Genomic DNA, 18,011 nt, shown 5'->3' with positions numbered 1-18,011 from the left:
TCCAATTCGTGCTGAAAAATTAAAATTAATCCAGAAGGATGATTCAAACAAAAACTTATTCCTAGCTGATCAGACAATATGCCAAAGCACAACCAATCAAAGATGCAGCAGCATGGGAAGTATCATCTAAAAAATTACCACAACTTTGGCAAGAGCATGTCATTATTAATATGAAATAATGATAGTTGAAAAATAACAATATATTTTTATACGGTTGAGAGATTTAATCTTAACCGTATTATTTATTCTGTTAGTGTGTGATGAAACATCAAAAAGTAATATTAGTTATCTTAGATGGTTTAACCTATCGCGTAGCTGCAGACATGATGGGATATTTACAAGCTGAATGCAACGAGAAAAAGGGGTGCTTATATCAGCTACGTTGTGAATTACCATCAATTTCTAGGCCTTTATATGAGTGTATTCTGACTGGTAAAAAACCAGTAGAGAGTGGTATTGTGAATAATCAAGTGACTCGATTATCTACACAAAAAAGTATTTTCCATTATGCACATGAAGCTGGGTTAAAAACAGCGGCGGCTGCCTATGCATGGATAAGTGAATTATATAATCGTACGCCTTTTAATCCATTAGTAGATAGGCATGTCGAAGATGAAAGTTTACCTATCCAGTATGGTCACTTTTATTACGAAGATCACTATCCAGATAATCATTTATTTGCTGATGCAGAGCATTTAAGACGTACTAAACAACCTGATTTTCTATTAATTCATCCAATGAATATTGATGATGCAGGGCACCGTTTCGGTAAGGATAGTAAAGCCTATAGAAATTCAGCAAGAAGAGCGGATGATTATTTGTCACATTACTTACCCACATGGCTAGAAGAAGGGTATCAAGTTTTAGTAACATCTGATCATGGTATGAGTGATGAAGGATCGCATGGCGGACTTGATGATGATGAGTGCTTAGTTCCTTTATTTGCTTTTGGGAATTGTTTTTCATTAACTCAAGCCAGTATTTTACAAACCGAGTTGTGCGGAACGGTATGCCAACTTTTAGGTGTACCACATGATAAGCCAGTAGCTCAGCAAATGCTTATTGATGAGAAATGAATAATAAAAAAATAGCTTTACTTGCCTTAATTCCATTTGCAGTCTTTTTCTTATTGTTTGAATTTGCACCGTTACTATGGGTCGCAGTGAATAGTTTTTATGTAGAAGATATAGGCTGGGGTATTCAGAATTATGTGGATATTATTAGTTCTAAATTCTATGTACAGTCCATGATTTATTCTATAAAAATTACATGGTGGTCGAGTCTTTTTGGTTTAGTTATTGCGATTATTGGTACTTATTCATTAACCACATTGAAGTTTTCTAAACTCCATCATTTTTTGATATCGTTCAATACTGTTGCTAGTAATTTTGCCGGTATTCCATTGTCTTTTGCATTCATTATTTTAATCGGTGCAAATGGTGCATTTAATTTAATCTTAAAGCATTTTGGTGTTGATATTATCAATCTCTATTCGCAAACAGGCATTATTATTATTTATACCTATTTCCAAATTCCTCTTGCTGTATTGCTGTTATATCCAGCTTTTGATGCCATTAAAAAGGAATGGCAAGAGGCAGCAATGTTGATGGGTGCAAGTCATCTAGCGTATTGGCGCTATATTGTAATTCCAATGTTGAGTCCTGCACTATTGGGAACGTTGGTGATTTTGTTTGCAAATGCTTTGGGTGCGTATGCCACTATTTACGCACTGACCAGTGGTAATTTTAATGTGATGCCTATTCGGATTGGTGCTTTGGTCTCTGGAGATGTTTCATTGAATCCATATATGGCGAGTGCTTTGTCCGTTTATTTAATTGCGATGATGATGTTAATTGTGATTGCTCAACGTTACATTGCGAAAAGATATCATTATGTTAATAAAGCTTAGTAGGGGAGATTGTCAATGAAAAAATCTGCTCTTGTTTATCATTATAGTGTGTTGTTATTATTATTTTTTATTTTGGCTTTACCCATAGCAGGAACGTTTTTATATTCTATTTCTTCCAGTTGGAATACTACTGTATTACCAGATGGTTTAACCTTAAAATGGTATGGTCAATTGTGGGCTGATTTGCGATTCGTTTGGTCTTTTGTGAGATCACTGATCATTTGTTTTGCGGCCGTAGTTATTGCTATCGTACTAATTTTTCCAGTGGTTTTTGTGGTTAATTATTATTTCCCTAAATTAAAACTACTGATGCAGTTTGCTATTGTATTACCATTTGCCGTACCTCCAATTGTCTCTTCGGTGGGGTTGTTACAGCTCTATGCAGATGATCCCTTAACGTTGACAGGAACACCTTGGATTTTAATTGGGTGTTATTTTACGATTGCACTTCCATTTATTTATCGTGCTATTGAGAATAATATTCAAGCGATTAATTTGCATGACCTAATTGATACTGCTGTTCTATTAGGAAGTAGCGTAACGAAGGCCGTTTTTTTAATTATTTTACCTAATCTAAAAAAAGGCATCTTGTCAGCCATTTTTTTATCGTTTTCATTTTTAATTGGTGAGTTTATTTTTGCCAATATGTTGGTAGGTAGTCAATTTGAAACGTTGCAAGTGTATTTGTATAACTCTAGAAATATGAGTGGGCATTACTCGAGTGCTATTGTAATGTCATATTTTGCACTTATTTTGATTGCTACATGGATAGCGAATTATATTAATAAAGATAATTTAAAAGGAAAGTAATGTCATTTTTGTCCGTAAACCAACTTGAGAAGTCTTATGATAAACAGACTATTTTTGCAGGAATTAATTTTCAGGCGGATAAAGGAGAGTTAGTTACTTTATTAGGGCCTAGTGGGTGTGGTAAGTCGACATTATTACGTTGTATCGCAGGATTAACAGAGATTAGTGGGGGCAAAATCGTTTTAAACCAAAAAGAAATTACCCATATGCCACCACAGAAGCGAAATATTGCTATGGTTTTTCAAAACTATGCATTATTTCCTAATATGACTGCATTTGAGAATATTGCTTTTGGTTTAAAAATGCGCCAGTTGGATAAAAAAATTATTCATCAAAAAGTTACCCATATGCTTGAATTAGTTGAGCTTACTGATTTTGCTCAACGATATCCACATCAATTATCAGGTGGTCAATGCCAGCGAGTTGCTTTGGCGAGAGCATTAGTGGTTGAGCCAGATTTGCTGTTATTGGATGAACCTTTATCTGCCTTGGATGCAAAAATTCGTAAGCATTTACGCGAGCAAATTCGTCATATTCAACAGCAATTAAAGCTTACGACTATTTTTGTGACTCATGATCAGGAGGAAGCTTTGTCTCTCTCTGATAGGATTGTGTTGATGGATAAAGGAGAGATTGTTCAAAATACTAAAGCTATAGAGCTTTATTTGGCTCCTAAAAATCAATTTGTGGCAGGATTTATCGGTCATTACAATATACTTACACAAGAGCAAGCCAATCGATTATTCGCAGAAACTATTACAACATCGTTGGCTATACGGCCAGAAATTATTAGTTTGTCTAGGTTACCGCAAGCTATCAATGGCACAGTAATATCACGTCATATTTTAGGTAATATTGTTCGTTATCGAGTTAATTGCCATGACATATTATTAGTAGTTGATTGTTTAAATATTTCTGAAGCCGACTATTTTCATGAAGGGGAGCGTGTGGGAGTTAGTATTCCACTATCGTTAGTTCAATCACTTGCTTAGTGTGGAAAGTTACGTATTTGTACGGATAGATACGTTTATCTAGGATTCTTTTCTTATCAATATTCATTGTTTATTCTGTGCTTTTTGGAGTGGAGAATATGAATAAAATAATGATAGTTTTGATAGCGTTTTTTTCATTTATTCAAATGAGTTTTGCCATTAATATTAATCAGGCTAATAAGGAAGAGTTGCTTGAGCTTAAAGGTGTTGGTGAGAAGACGGCTACGTTAATCGTTGAGGAAAGACAAAAGAATGGTGCATTTATCAGCATAGAAGATGTAGGTAGACGGATTAAGGGCTTAGGTAAGAAGAAACTTGATAAACTAGTTAAGCAAGGTTTACAAGTAGAGTCTGAAAAGAGGATGCAAGAATCTGAGCCTCGGCAACTTTACAATTCCTCCTCTGCAGCAGTTAAAAAAAGTGAACAGATTTATAAACATGTAACTATTCTAGATATGACGTCTTCTTCAAGAAATAAACTTGATACAATGATGGTCAGACCTAAAAAACGTGAATAATAACTATGAAATCTTATCCAACAGTTGCGGATACTATTGGTGCTACACCATTGGTTCGTTTGCAACGAATTGCGGCAGATATTTGCCAAAAAAATAACAACATTATCTTAGCAAAGTTAGAAGGTAATAATCCCGCGGGTTCAGTGAAAGATCGTCCTGCACTATCTATGATTGAAGAGGCGGAGCGTTCTGGAAAAATTAAACCTGGTGATACGCTTATAGAAGCAACTAGTGGTAATACAGGTATTGCGTTAGCTATGGCAGCAGCAATTAAGGGTTACCATATGATTTTGATTATGCCAGATAACCTGTCAGTTGAGCGTCGAGTCTCTATGAAAGTTTATGGTGCCGAGCTAATTTTAACTAAAGCTTCTGAAGGTGGGATGGAGCATGCGAGAGATCTTGCATTAAAAATGCAAGAAGAGGGTCAAGGCGTAGTCCTCAATCAATTCGCCAATCTTGCCAATCCTCTGGCTCATATTAAAGGGACAGGTCCAGAAATTTGGCAACAAACTGAAGGGCAAGTCAGTCATTTTATTTCTGCTATGGGTACGACGGGAACAATTACGGGTGTGGCGACTTACTTAAAGCAACAACGCTCTTCTATTCAAGTTATAGGGGCACAACCGTCACCAGGAGCATCGATACCCGGGATTAGAAAATGGTCTGACGATTATCAGCCAGAGATATTTAAGCCTGAATTAATTGATGCTTATGAATTGATTGGACAAGCAGAAGCGGAACAAATGGCAAGTAGATTAGCCAAAGAAGAAGGAATTTTTGCTGGTATTTCGTCTGGTGGAGCACTAGTAGCAGCATTAAGAGTGGCTGAACGTGTACAAAATGCTACGATAGTCTTTATTATCTGTGATAGGGGAAATCGTTATTTGTCTTTAGGTATTTATTAAAATCGCGTAATAGAGGCTATTTTCTAATAATGGCCTTTAAAACCGAGTGTTTTTATCAAGTAAGAGTTAAAAACTAGATAAATATCAAAGTTTTCTTTGTAATAATTTACCCTAGTTCGAGTTGCCTGCTTTATAATATAGGGATATCCATATTTATTAGATATGGTATTAATTGAAAATGAAACCAGTATCCATTTTTGCTATACCATCCGATTTGCCACAAGATGAGCGTATGAAGCGTAGACAATTGTTAGCACGCTTGGGATTCGCTTGGCTTATTATGATGCAAGTGATGATGTTCGCTTTTCCTGGTTATATGCGAAGTGATTTTTTGCATAGTGAAAGCTTGGCGACGTTGGATGTGGCCATTGTGGTCATGAACTGGATTAGTTTGGCGCTAAGTATACCACTCATTCTGTACTGTGCTAAGCCAGTCTGGGCAGGTCTATTTGAAAGAAGTATAAATGGATCTTGGATAAATATGAACACACCAGTCGCTCTAGGGATTATTGTTTCCTTTGTACCTAGCGTTATTGCTACCTGGACTCATCGTGGAGAAGTTTATTATGAGTCTATTGCTATGTTTGTCGCTTTTTTATTGACAGCTAGGTATTTAGAGTATACGGCCATTCAATCGGCTAAATTTTCTCCTAGCAATGTGGATCCATTATTAGAGCAAACTCGCCAAGTACTTAGCAAAAAAGCGGATAAGGTTGCGTTTGTGTTTATTGTTGCACAAATCATATTGGCGATAGTAACGGCTGTCGTATGGTATCTCTATATTGATCAATCTCACTCAATTGCTGTGTTGGTAGCTTTATTTGTGATGAGTTGTCCTTGTGCGATGGCTATGGCCGTACCAACGGCTTCATCAGCTGCTCAAGCTGTTTTTCTAAGTAATCCCTCTTACAGCAATGACCAAAAAGAAAAAATTATTCAAGAAACGGTGCATTGCGCAAATCAAAATTTATATGGTTCATTGGTGTGGCATTTGCTAATGACCCCATTGGCGATGGCAGGTATTGTTGCACCATGGTTAGCGGCAATTACAATGTTGATTTCCTCTTTAGCTGTGGCGTGGAATGCTTACCGTCTCTATAAAAGATTAATTAAAGAAACTGAAATGCATATGGTATTGGAAATGGTGAACTAATGGATGCCTTTTTTCTTTTAATACTTTTTTCAATTTTCTTTATTATTATTATTGGCGCTGTTCTTTATTGGGCTGTATTTTCTGGGCAATATGACAATGTTCAAAAAAATGCGAGGTCTATTTTAGAGGACAACGACTCAATAAATTCGGATGAGTAGTTTGTTATTGAAGATATTTTGCAGTAAACCTAGGTAAATTACTTATTTGAATGAAATTTTTTGTAAAATCTTGTCAGTTTCAAACTTGCGTTAGATAAAACAAAAGGCAAGATGATACAAATTAGAGGGAAATAGTTGTTTTTTTATAAGAGGAAGATCCTATGCGTACTTTAAGCGCTAACGATACCGAAACCTTTAACTATAAGGTAGTTCGGCAATTCGCGATTATGGCTGTGGTCTGGGGTATTGTAGGTATGCTAGTTGGGGTGTTTATCGCCGCACAATTAGTATGGCCACAATTAAGCTTTGTTGACTTTTTAAGCTATGGTCGTTTACGTCCATTACATACAAATGCGGTTATTTTCGCATTTGGTGGTAGTGCTTTATTTGCTACATCATACTACGTAGTACAACGTACCTGTCATACTCGTTTATTCGCGAGCGGTTTAGCAGCGTTTACTTTCTGGGGATGGCAAGTAGTGATTGTTGCTGCAGCAATTACATTACCAGCTGGTTTCACAAGTACCAAAGAATATGCTGAATTGGAATGGCCAATTGATATTCTAATTACATTGGTTTGGGTGGCTTATGCGATTGTGTTCTTCGGCACAATCTTCAAACGTAAAGTTAAGCATATCTATGTAGCGAATTGGTTCTATGGTTCTTTCATTTTAACGATTGCAATGTTGCATATCTTTAATAACTTAGAGATGCCTGTAGCTGGTGAGTGGTTTAAATCTTACTCAGCATATGCAGGTGTACAAGATGCAATGGTTCAATGGTGGTATGGGCATAATGCGGTAGGATTCTTCCTAACAACAAGTTTCTTGGGTATGATGTATTACTATGTGCCTAAGCAAGCTGGTCGTCCAGTATTCTCATATCGTTTATCAATCGTTCACTTCTGGGCATTAGCGTTCACTTATATGTGGGCTGGTCCTCATCACTTACTTTATACATCATTACCTGACTGGACTCAAAGTCTAGGTATGGCATTCTCATTAATCTTACTTGCTCCATCATGGGGTGGTATGATTAACGGTATCATGACTTTATCTGGTGCATGGCATAAACTTCGTCAAGATCCTATCTTAAAATTCATGGTGGTGGCTTTATCATTCTATGGTATGTCAACATTTGAGGGATCTATGATGTCAATCCGTACAGTAAATGCCTTATCACACTATACTGAATGGACTGTCGCTCACGTACACTCTGGCGCGTTAGGTTGGGTTGCAATGATTACCTTTGGTAGCTTGTACTATACTATTCCTCGCTTATGGGGTCGTACAGAAATGGCAAGTAAAGGTTTAGTTGAGATTCACTTCTGGATTGCTACTATTGGTGTTGTACTTTATATTGCCTCTATGTGGGTAGCGGGTGTAATGGAAGGCTTAATGTGGCGTTCTGTAGAAGACGACGGTACATTGACTTATGCTTTCGTTCAAGCACTTGAAGCTAAAAAGCCATTGTTAATGATTCGTTTCCTAGGAGGATCTTTATTCCTAACAGGTATCTTATTAATGTTCATTAACGTCATTATGACTATCAAGGGTCATAAAGTGGTAAACCCTGTTGTTCCAGCTCCACATGTTGATCGTGAAGAGCTAAATACTCCTACAGCGGTTTAAGGAGAATAATAATGGCTAGTAATAAAAAGTTTTTCTCACATGCAACAATCGAAAAAAATCTTAGTATCTTGATTTTTCTATCAATTTTGGTAGTGTCATTTGCTGGATTGGTTCAAATTGTTCCATTGTTTTATCAACACTCTACAACAAAAGCAGCACCAGGCGTTAAACCCTTAAATGCATTGCAGTTGGTTGGTCGTGATGTGTTCATCAAAGAAGGTTGCGTAGGTTGCCATAGCCAACAAGTACGTGTATTAGCTTCTGATGTACAACGTTATGGTCCTTATTCAGTTGCTGGTGAAAGTGTTTATGATTACCCATTCTTATGGGGTTCTCGCCGTATGGGTCCAGATTTGGCTCGTGTTGGTGGTCGTTATTCAGACGATTGGCACCGTATCCACATTCGTGATCCACGTATGGTTGTGAAGCAATCAAATATGCCAGCATATTACTGGTTACAACATAAAGATGCATCCAATACTAATATCCAAAATCGTATGATTGCCTTAAACAAACTTAATCAGTTCCATCAAGGTGAGCCAATGTATTCTGAAAAAGAAATCGCAGATGCTCCTAATATGATTAAAGGTAAAACTGAGGAAGATGCAGTGATTGCTTACTTGCAAAGTCTTGGTGTCGGTTATGTGACTGCACTACGTGAGCAAGAAATCAAAAACAAACAATAGGAGATCAAAAAAAAATGGCTTTCTTGAATGGTTTCATGACCATTGTCTCGATGGCAGTATTTTTTGGTATCGTTTGGTGGGCATGGTCCAAATACCGTGTTCGTGACAACGAAGAGGCGGCACAGTTGCCGTTCTCCCTACCAGATGAAGAAGATTTGGATCATAAAAATTGAGAGGTAAATCATGAGTGATTTCTTTAGTAGCGGTTGGAGTTACTGGATCACCGCTATTGCATTAGGTGGTGTAGCCTTTTGCTTGTGGCTTTTGTTCACACAACGTTCATTCTTAGGTAAGTCTCCAGATATGACTGATACTGGTCATGAATGGGACGGTATTACTGAGTATAACTACCCAGTACCAACATGGTGGACAATCATGTATTTGGGGCTATGTGTAGTTGGTTTAGCCATTATGTTTTTGTACCCAGCTTTGGGTACTAATCCTGGTAAACTAGGCTTTACATCTACAGCTCAAGCAAACCAAGAGCGCGATAATCGTTTGGAAAAATTAAAGCCAATTTATGCTAAGTTCGATGGTCAGTCGATTGAGCAATTAGCGGCTAATCCAGACGCACGTGCTTTAGGTGAACGTTTATTCTTAAATAACTGTGCACAATGCCACGGCTCTGATGCCAAAGGTGCACCAAACTTCCCTAACTTAACTGATAATGATTGGTTATGGGGTGGTGAGCCAGAAACAATTTTACAAACAATCACCGAAGGTCGTCATGGTATGATGGCACCATTAGGCGCTGTAGTTAAACCTGAAGAAGCAGTACAAATTGCGAACTATGTACGTTCTTTATCTGGTTTAAGTCATGATGCAACATTGGCGCCATTAGGCCAAGTGAAATTTAATCAAATCTGTGTAGCCTGCCACGGAGCAGATGCTAAAGGTAATCAAATGCTTGGTGCACCTAACCTAACAGACTCTATTTGGTTAAATAGTTCTTCTAGAGAAGTAATTGTAAAAACAATTCTAGAAGGGCGTAGTGGTGTAATGCCTGCTCAGAAAAACAACTTAACACCTGAGCAAATTAAAATGTTAGCTGCTTATGTTTGGGGCTTATCAAACAACAAAAAATAAGTATGTTAACAAAGTAAAAGGATAGTATATAAATGAGTACTGAGAATCAAAAGCCAGAGATGGAGGATGAAGAGATTCCTGCATGGCAACCTGAACAAACATTACGTATTTCTGATGAAGAAAGTGATCGCTTAGTTAGTGAAGCGACGGCTAAAATTTATTCGAGATCGGTTAAGGGAAGATTTGCTAATTGGCGAATTTTTATGGTTCTCTTTACTCAGCTTATTTACTATGGTTTACCTTGGCTCCAGTGGAATGGTCGTCAGGCATTCTTACTGGACTTAAGTGCACGTAAGTTTTATTTCTTTGGGCTTGTATTATGGCCCCAAGATATTTTTTATCTTGCTATTATTCTTATCGTTTCTGCATATGCGTTATTTCTATTTACCGCATTGGCAGGACGTTTATTCTGTGGGTATGCCTGTCCTCAGACGGTATATACAGAAATTTTTATGTGGGTGGAGCGTTTCACAGAAGGTGATCGTGTCCAACGCATGCGTTTAGATAGTGCTCCTTGGGATTTTCGCAAAATCCGTATCAAAACAACAAAACAACTATTGTGGATTTTAATTGCTATCTGGACGGGATTTACCTTTATTGGCTATTTCTCACCGATTCGTCAAGTATTTTTTGACACCTTAAATGGTGATTTAACAACAGCCCAATGGTTCTGGTTTATTTTCTATGGATTCATGACTTATTTGATGGCTGGTGTTTTACGTGAGTCTGTCTGTAAATTTATGTGTCCATATGCACGTTTCCAAAGTGTAATGGTGGATAAAGATACCTATGTTGTAACTTATGATAAAACACGTGGAGAACCTAGAGGTAAACGTTCTAAAAAAGTAGACCCCAAAGCAGAAGGATTAGGGGACTGTATTGACTGTACCATCTGTGTACAGGTTTGTCCGACAGGGATTGATATTCGTAACGGCTTGCAATATATGTGTATTGGTTGTGGTGCCTGTGTGGATGCCTGTGATGATGTAATGGATAAAATGAATTATCCCCGTGGATTAATTCGATATACCTCTGAATATGGTATGTTGAATGGTTTAGATAATAAACAGGTTCGTAAACGGTTATTTAGACCTCGTATTTATGTATATTTAACCTTATTAGCTATATTAGTTCTAGGGTTGGTGACATCATTGAGTTTACGTACACCTCTTAAATTAGATGTTGTTCGAGACCGTGGTGCATTAGGTCGTGAAATTCCCGGTGATTTGATTGAAAACGTATACCAAATTCAAGTCATCAATATGACAGAAAAAGCAGAAAAATTTACTGTAGGTGTGAATGGGGATGGTATGAAGAATGCTAGAGTTATCCTAGAAAGCTCGCAATCAAATACCATTGACATTGCTCCTTTTAGCAATAAATGGATTCCGTTAGTTGTTCAAGCACCATTAAGTGATTTAAAACGTGGGGAAATCTATAAAATTGATATTTGGGCGAAAGCGGATACTCAAGAGCATGGTGAAATTGATGCAGATGAAGAAAGTAGCTTCTATGTACCAAATTAATAAAGAAGGATATACTACATGAATAAGCAACAGTCACAAGATAGAGATACAGGTCCGTGGTATAAAGAGCCTTGGCCATGGATTCTGATGGCTGGTCCACTATTGACCATTCTAGGATGTATTTTGACTATTTATCTTGCATATAATAAAAATATTGATGCAGAAATACCTGTTCATGCTTATACACAAGGAAAGTTCGTCAGTCGTGAAGCTCATGAAATTCCTAATGTGTTTTATTCAACACAAGAGGCACAAGAGAAAAAATAGCTGATTGGCGATGGTGTTATTTAAATAAGAGGCCCTTATCGAGTGATAAGGGCTTTTTGTTGTTGATACGTAGATATATTATTTTCGACGTCCAGGTTTTTATACTGACACTTATGTTGTGGTGACTAATCTTGCAAACCTGCATGTTAAAAATAAAACTTGTTAATAGTCTGAGTCCTTATCAGTCGTGATAAGGTTTTTTTGCTGTAGATAAAGTAGTGATAAAAAATAAAGAAAGCTATTTGTAAGGCTAATGAGCAGTATTTACTATATCTTTAAGGGCATCTCTATTAAGAATTCGGACTGTTTTTTGTTGTATTGCTATGAACCCTTCTTTTTGGAATTTTGAAAGAATCCGACTTGTTGTTTCTAGCGTTAAGCCAAGAAAATTACCAATGTCCTCACGATTCATACGCAAATTAAATTCATGTGAAGAATAGCCTAAGTGAGCGAATCGTCCAGAAAAGTCTAATAAAAAGGTAGCAATTCGTTGTTCTGCTTTTAAAGAGCCTAAGCACAATAATAGTTGGTGTGAGCGAGAGATTTCACTATTAAGTAATTGTCGAATCTGATTCTGTAATATAGGAACATGCCGAGAAATTTGATCAAGATTATGATTTTTCATAACACATACTTCTGTATCTTCTAATGCAATAGCATTGGATAAGTACGTGTCATTTGATAATGCATCTAGACCTAGCACTTCTCCGGGCAAGAAAAAGCCAGTGATTTGTTTATGGTTTTGATGGTTATCTAACTGTGTTTTGATAGATCCTGTGCGAATACTATAAATAGCCTCCGCTTTTTGACCTAATCGGAATAAATACTCGCCTTTCTCAATACGTATACGATCTTTCACTAGAGTTGCTAGCTGTTCAATTTCATGAGTAGTCATGCCACATGGCATGCATAAAGCTCTTAGGCTACAACTTGCACAATGAATTGATGATGACTCGTTTGATAAAGTAGGTTTATTCATTATAGGTACGATAAGTCTGTTGTTATTGTTGTTTAGAACAGTGCATAGGATGTTTTTTCGTAAGGTTAACATCCAAGAGGGACTCAATGATGATGACCAATACATCAAGTATTACGTAATATTGGTTATTTTACACTTATTCAGAACAACATAGGCTAATACCACACAAAGGATGATGTTCTGTGTGATCCTCAGAGTAGCCTAATGATAATGTATTTTCTATTTGATTACCATTTTGTTTTGATATTATGGGGTATTTTATGCTGTTTTCTGAGTTATTTGAGGGTTCAATAAGAACAGAAGGAGGATATTCAGGTATTGGAGAAGATGATGGTTGATTAGAAGGTAAGTGCTTGGACTCATTTTGTTTAGATAGTAAAGAATGTTTTGTACACCAGATTCCATGGCAGTTAGTAAGAGGAGATGGGGAGAGTTGCTGTGAATGATTTGAAGGTATTTGGTCCGTATAGGCTAAGTTAATCACCTTACCATTTTGTAAACTAGGCCAACGCAATGGGTGTGATTGCATAGTGAGTTTGACAGAGTGTCGGATCGGTAAAAAACCTTTTTTCAATAATTGATTGGCATAATTGTGCGTAGAAGAAAATTGTTTAAATATATAGGATATCCCTGGCACAATAGGCTTATAAGGATAAATAAGTGATAGGGATAAAGTGTTTGCATCAAAGATTCGTTGTCCTGAAAGCTTACCAAGGCCTTTTTGAGTGTCTTGCTCTTTTTGATAATTATTGTCTATGCCTATTAATCCTTTTTGCAAAGCGATTGGTAAATCTTTACGTTGGAAATCGATAAAATGCTGCTGGGTTGGTGTGTGAATAGTGATTTGCCAAGGAGCTAAATTGGTTTGTTTGTGGATATCATCAAAATAGGCTTGCCTGTATCGTGTAATCTTAGTGGGGGTTTTAGTAGTATGAGAGATAAATAAAGGATTTAGTGATTGCTCAAATGTTTGTTCTAAAACCTCCGGTTGAGCATAAGCCAAAGAAGCTTGTCTCGCTGCGTCAAACAATGCTAAATCAAGAATATGACGTGTATTATGCCAACGCATTAACTCATAAGCACCTAGACCAATTAAAAGTACTGGAATACCGATGAGCAAAAACTACAATAGATGTTATACCACGATGAGTATAGAATAAGAAATTTGGCATACCCAATCCTTTTAACTATAGGGATAAATGAGTATGCCAGAATAAATAATAGAATGAAATTGTGGGAATTACATACAGCTAAGATGCCGTTGTAATAAGGAGGCTTCATATTCTCGTAAATCTATTGATGGGGAAATATTTATGCCTTTGGGTATGTTTATCAATGCTATTTAAGCGATAACAAGGTCAATTAGTGTTTTTGTAGACTTTCATTAGCTGATTGATCTGGCAAAAATAATTTTGCACTATCGATAGTATCAAAAACATATGGTTTACCACAAAAATCACAAGCTACAGTAATTTTATTTTGTTCTGCTAGGATACTTTCTACTTCATCTGCACCTAGCATTTTCAGCATATCCGCTACACGCTCTCTACTACAGCTACAAAACCATGAAACGTCTTGAGCAGGGTAGGCGATAAGAGATTCTTCCCAAAATAAACGGTGAATGAGAGTATCTTCATCGATACTTAGCTGTTCTTCAGGCTTAGTCGTTTGTGTCAACATTGTTGCTCGCTCCCAAGAGTTATCTGCCACCTCTTGGTCGATCGATTGTCCTCCTGTATAAGGAAGTTTTTGTAAAAGAAGTCCCGTCGCCTTGTTTTCATTTGCAGCTAAATAAAGATGTGTTTCTAATTGCTCAGAGCTTTTCATATACAGAGAGAGGACATCAGCAACGGTATCACCTGTAAGAGGGACAATGCCTTGATAAGCTTGCTGACCTTCTTGGCGATTATTAGGGTCTAATACAACAATAAATCTTCCTTGCTTATTAGCATTTAATAAGGATTGTAGATTATCGGTGTCTTTTATAACGAATTCTTGACGGGTTTTAATAGTTGCTCGTAATTGCAAGTGTTGATTACATTCCACCACAATAAGAGCAATTGGACCATCGCCTTGTAATTGTAAAACGAGGGAACCATCAAACTTAATATTAGAAGCTAATAGTACGGCAGCCGCACTGAGTTCACCCAGTAAATTACGTAATACTGGGTGATAAGTTTGATGAGCAAGTGTCTCTTGCCAAGTTTGGCTAAGATTCACGGTTTGGATACGCAAGCTGCGATCTTCAAATAGGTATTTTTTAAGAGTGTCTTTCATATCATCCTATATGGGGATGAGGATAATTATCACAAGAGTTTAACCAATCTTTTTTAAGTTATCGTGATAATTTTTACCTTGATGGACATAGTGCTCAGTGCCTTCATGTGCTCTTTTTAAATCCTCATCTGTTAGGGTTCGAACAATTTTTGCTACCCCAATAACAAGAGAGTTATCGGGAATTACTTTTCCTTCAGGAATAATGGCTCCGGCACCAATAATACAGTTTTTGCCTATAACGGCATTGTTCAAAATCACAGCCTGCATACCAATAAGACTACCTTCTCCGATAGTACAGCCATGAATCATTGCTTGATGGCCAATAGTCACGTTCTTTCCAATATAGAGAGGCGTACCCACATCAAGGTGGAGGATTGCTCCTTCTTGGACATTACTATTTTCATCAATCACAATACTATCGTTATCACCACGAATAGCTACATTAGGCCAAATACTAACATTAGCCTTTAGTGTTACGTTACCGATAATTACTGCATTTTCAAAAATGTAGGCACTTGGGTCAATGGATGGTATTAAATCGCCTAGTTGATAAATTGCCATAGTAAATTCTCTTTATCAGAAATTTCAAATGGCAATTTATTGATTAGTCCGCCATTTGAGGGTTATGTGAAGCTCGCCAGAAATAACCGTCACTATCTAGACGAGCACGTATTCCAGTGTTATACCAATTTTGCGCAAAAGCTGCAACAGATTGTATGTGTGCTTGTGACCAAAAAGAAAGAGATAGAGCAGGGTCATTGTCCCCATTTTTATCTTGTGCATTAACACATAAATAACCAACTTCGTTGGTTGCTGCTCTCTCGCCATTTTCTTTAATAATAGCTAATAAGTGCCCAGGAATTGCCATACCCATGCTGCCTGGCTGACTAGGCCATTTTTCAGTTGATTCAGCAATGATGTAAGAAAAGCCTAATGGCATGCAAATACTATTGAGACTTGCATTAAAACGATTTTTCACCCAGTCAGTTAGTTCTGGTGTAACTTCATTATCAGGGCAAGTAATACAACGAACAGCCAACTCAAATTCATTCAGCGAATCTTTGTACTCTTTAATGCGTAATAACTCAGCACTTGACGTTAATATATTGGTAATTGGATAGTGATCCAATAATGTGAACAGACGTGGGATTGTTCGCCCACTTGGGCAACCTACGATAGTCCGACCAAAATAAAGAGTAGGTAATAATCCACCTAATAATCCTAATGGAGTACTCCAGTCAAACGTCGTATAGAAAATATCATGTTTTTTGGGAAACCAATTTTGAGAAGCCACAAAACCAGGTAATGAACCAACTAATGCTTGATGTGTAATAAGGGTAGCTTTTAACGGCTCATCATTCGGAGTGTCAGGGTACAACATAATAGCAGGAGTATCTACACTCGCTGTATGGGCAGTGAATTGATTTGGCTGTCGAGCTAATAACGTACGCCAAGGAATAACACGCTCATCTTCAGTATTAATGCCAATAATCTGTTTGAGACTTTGGCGAAGAATAGGGTTATGGTCAATGGCATTTGTCACTGGGGCAATCGTATGTTTATCAACAATGACAAATTTGGCACTACAATCAATTAGACGCTTATCGTATTCTGTATTAGTCAAACCAGCTTTGAGAGGTACAGCAATAGCCCCAACAGTTATCGCTGCTAAAATAGTAATAGCAGTTTCAGAGGAGTGTTGTAGTGCAATAGCGATTCTATCTTGAGGATGAATACCCATTCTCATAAAACCGTTTGCTAGTCGATTAACTCGCTCTGATAACTGCCCATAAGAAAGGCTAGTTAATTGTCCCACTTGGTCTTCAAAGTAAATTGCTGCTTGTCTAGCCTCATGAGGACTATCAGCCCATCGATGGCAGCAAGCATTGGCAATATTAAAGTTATTTGGGACATACCATTCATAGGTATTAAATAATGACGCGTATTGATTTAAGTTTTTTGCCGACATAAATTGTTCAAAAAGCTATATTTTTCTCACTCTATTATATGAGTAATACGCACAGATTACCAGAGCTTTAAGGCTAAAAAAGGTTAAGTTAACGACTGGTTTGATTAATCAACATTTTTTATTCTTTTGGCTTGGTATCAATAAGTAAGGTCTTAGACAAACGATCATGTAAAAATAAGCCTTGTCCATCAAACCAAGAATAAATGAAATTTAGGAATGGGGCAAAGACAATTAGCATGGTAATTGATTTCCAACCCAGATAATCTGACAATAAATGAACCAAAAAGGCGCCAATTAATGGAAAAATCCATGCCGTAATATAACGAATAATCAGTTGTTTGATTGTGGGGGGGGATTGATCCCGATTCACTAATTTAATTCCCCATGTTTTCATTGGCAACGTTTGGCTCTTTCTATACCAAGAAAGCACAAAATAGGCACCAATGACGACAAATAACACCGTTTGACTAATCCAATATAGGTAATGTGGATCTGTTCTTTGGGTCAGACTATCGAAAATATATGAAGTGACAAAGACTAATGCTAGCAATAGCATACCTTCATACATTTGGCTAGCAAAAATTTTTAATCGACGTGGTCTAGGTAAAAATGGTGTATTCATTTATTTTTGTCTATAACTATCACTAACCATCTCAAAACCGAATAAACGACATTCAATATCTCCATTGAAGATAGGAGTTCGACGGTTTGGTTTTAATCTTAATTTTTTTGGAAAGTCCATATCGTTAGTAATGACATGGACTTGCCAGCCAGAAAAATTGTTTTTTAATACCGAAGACCACTCTCGCCAAAAAGCCTCATCTTCTGCGCCTAACCGTTCACCATAGGGAGGGTTAGTGATTAAAAAGCCAGCTTGTGCACATGGTGCCGTGGCTTGTAAGGCATTTTTTAATCTAAATTGAATACTTGATGAGGGAAGTTTGGCTCTGCTTAGGTTCGATTGTGCAGCTTGAATGACTTGACCGTCAATATCAGAGCCAAAAAGAGGTGTTTCTAGAGAGGTATCAATAAGATTGTTCAAAAGCAAATTCTTTTAACTCAGACCATTCGATTTTACGATTCCAATTCCTCTTAGGCGTTCAAAAGGCAAATGGGCGGTGAATGCCGGGAGGATACCATAA

The 18,011-nt window shown here is 37.2% G+C and carries 21 protein-coding genes; 14 read left to right on the top strand and 7 right to left on the bottom strand.

The annotated features are described in order from the left end of the window. Positions 1 to 260: 260 nt before the first annotated feature. From V757_RS16150 to V757_RS16100, 14 genes are all read left to right on the top strand, one after another. On the top strand, positions 261 to 1,076 hold the full coding sequence (locus tag V757_RS16150; RefSeq protein WP_023948907.1) for an alkaline phosphatase family protein: 816 nt from the start codon (positions 261 to 263) through the stop codon (positions 1,074 to 1,076). Continuing rightward, positions 1,073 to 1,909: an ABC transporter permease gene (locus V757_RS16145; RefSeq protein WP_023948905.1), complete on the top strand. Its 837-nt coding sequence runs from the start codon at positions 1,073 to 1,075 to the stop codon at positions 1,907 to 1,909. The genes V757_RS16150 and V757_RS16145 overlap by 4 nt, the downstream gene beginning before the upstream one ends. 15 nt (positions 1,910 to 1,924) lie before the next feature. After that, a complete protein-coding gene (locus tag V757_RS16140) occupies positions 1,925 to 2,719 on the top strand; it encodes an ABC transporter permease (protein WP_023948903.1) in 795 nt (264 codons plus the stop codon). Beyond that, positions 2,719 to 3,711 carry an ABC transporter ATP-binding protein gene (locus tag V757_RS16135; RefSeq protein WP_023948901.1) on the top strand — a complete coding sequence of 331 codons (993 nt, stop codon included), beginning with the start codon at positions 2,719 to 2,721 and terminating at the stop codon, positions 3,709 to 3,711. The genes V757_RS16140 and V757_RS16135 overlap by 1 nt, the downstream gene beginning before the upstream one ends. Positions 3,712 to 3,809: 98 nt before the next feature. After that, complete coding sequence (locus V757_RS27295; protein WP_023948899.1) at positions 3,810 to 4,229, top strand: ComEA family DNA-binding protein; 420 nt, start codon at positions 3,810 to 3,812, stop codon at positions 4,227 to 4,229. 5 nt (positions 4,230 to 4,234) lie between these two features. Further along, positions 4,235 to 5,137 (top strand): cysteine synthase CysM, encoded by a 903-nt coding sequence (cysM, locus tag V757_RS16130; protein WP_023948897.1) that lies wholly within the window; start codon positions 4,235 to 4,237, stop codon positions 5,135 to 5,137. Positions 5,138 to 5,315: 178 nt separating this feature from the next. After that, a complete protein-coding gene (locus V757_RS16125; RefSeq protein ID WP_023948895.1) occupies positions 5,316 to 6,290 on the top strand; it encodes a P-type ATPase actuator domain-containing protein in 975 nt (324 codons plus the stop codon). Continuing rightward, a complete protein-coding gene (gene ccoS / locus V757_RS27770; protein WP_031273966.1) occupies positions 6,290 to 6,448 on the top strand; it encodes a cbb3-type cytochrome oxidase assembly protein CcoS in 159 nt (52 codons plus the stop codon). The genes V757_RS16125 and ccoS overlap by 1 nt, the downstream gene beginning before the upstream one ends. Before the next feature lie 161 nt (positions 6,449 to 6,609). Continuing rightward, positions 6,610 to 8,079: a cytochrome-c oxidase, cbb3-type subunit I gene (gene ccoN / locus V757_RS16120; protein WP_023948893.1), complete on the top strand. Its 1,470-nt coding sequence runs from the start codon at positions 6,610 to 6,612 to the stop codon at positions 8,077 to 8,079. 11 nt (positions 8,080 to 8,090) lie between these two features. Continuing rightward, on the top strand, positions 8,091 to 8,765 hold the full coding sequence (gene ccoO, locus V757_RS16115) for a cytochrome-c oxidase, cbb3-type subunit II (protein WP_023948891.1): 675 nt from the start codon (positions 8,091 to 8,093) through the stop codon (positions 8,763 to 8,765). A 35-nt stretch (positions 8,766 to 8,800) separates the two neighbouring features. Next, complete coding sequence (locus tag V757_RS0112980; protein ID WP_371128781.1) at positions 8,801 to 8,938, top strand: cbb3-type cytochrome oxidase subunit 3; 138 nt, start codon at positions 8,801 to 8,803, stop codon at positions 8,936 to 8,938. 10 nt (positions 8,939 to 8,948) lie between these two features. After that, positions 8,949 to 9,851, top strand: a complete 903-nt coding sequence (gene ccoP / locus V757_RS16110) for a cytochrome-c oxidase, cbb3-type subunit III (RefSeq protein WP_023948889.1) — start codon at positions 8,949 to 8,951, stop codon at positions 9,849 to 9,851. Between the two features lie 32 nt (positions 9,852 to 9,883). Continuing rightward, entirely contained in the window at positions 9,884 to 11,377 is a 1,494-nt protein-coding gene (ccoG, locus tag V757_RS16105; protein WP_023948887.1) for a cytochrome c oxidase accessory protein CcoG, read from the top strand. 18 nt (positions 11,378 to 11,395) lie between these two features. Continuing rightward, on the top strand, positions 11,396 to 11,644 hold the full coding sequence (locus V757_RS16100) for a CcoH-like protein (RefSeq protein WP_023948885.1): 249 nt from the start codon (positions 11,396 to 11,398) through the stop codon (positions 11,642 to 11,644). A 250-nt stretch (positions 11,645 to 11,894) separates the two neighbouring features. Here the strand turns inward: V757_RS16100 and V757_RS16095 are convergent, their stop codons facing one another. From V757_RS16095 to V757_RS16065, 7 genes are all read right to left on the bottom strand, one after another. Then, entirely contained in the window at positions 11,895 to 12,539 is a 645-nt protein-coding gene (locus V757_RS16095) for a helix-turn-helix domain-containing protein (RefSeq protein WP_245586935.1), read from the bottom strand. 220 nt (positions 12,540 to 12,759) lie between these two features. After that, on the bottom strand, positions 12,760 to 13,743 hold the full coding sequence (locus tag V757_RS16090; protein ID WP_147628810.1) for a hypothetical protein: 984 nt from the start codon (positions 13,741 to 13,743) through the stop codon (positions 12,760 to 12,762). Between the two features lie 242 nt (positions 13,744 to 13,985). Then, complete coding sequence (gene hslO / locus V757_RS16085; RefSeq protein ID WP_023948879.1) at positions 13,986 to 14,900, bottom strand: Hsp33 family molecular chaperone HslO; 915 nt, start codon at positions 14,898 to 14,900, stop codon at positions 13,986 to 13,988. A gap of 39 nt (positions 14,901 to 14,939) precedes the next feature. Then, positions 14,940 to 15,461, bottom strand: a complete 522-nt coding sequence (locus V757_RS16080) for a gamma carbonic anhydrase family protein (RefSeq protein ID WP_023948877.1) — start codon at positions 15,459 to 15,461, stop codon at positions 14,940 to 14,942. Between the two features lie 43 nt (positions 15,462 to 15,504). Beyond that, positions 15,505 to 16,869, bottom strand: coding sequence for an AMP-binding protein (locus V757_RS16075; protein ID WP_023948875.1), 1,365 nt, complete (start codon positions 16,867 to 16,869; stop codon positions 15,505 to 15,507). Positions 16,870 to 16,987: 118 nt separating this feature from the next. After that, entirely contained in the window at positions 16,988 to 17,491 is a 504-nt protein-coding gene (locus tag V757_RS16070) for an RDD family protein (protein ID WP_023948873.1), read from the bottom strand. Further along, positions 17,492 to 17,911, bottom strand: a complete 420-nt coding sequence (locus V757_RS16065; protein ID WP_023948870.1) for a hypothetical protein — start codon at positions 17,909 to 17,911, stop codon at positions 17,492 to 17,494. Positions 17,912 to 18,011 lie beyond the last annotated feature (100 nt).

The organism is Pelistega indica (genome assembly GCF_000506865.1).
GTDB lineage: Bacteria > Pseudomonadota > Gammaproteobacteria > Burkholderiales > Burkholderiaceae_B > Taylorella > Taylorella indica.
Note: the sequence above shows the minus strand (reverse complement) of the source record. Positions and strands in the feature narration are given on the sequence as shown.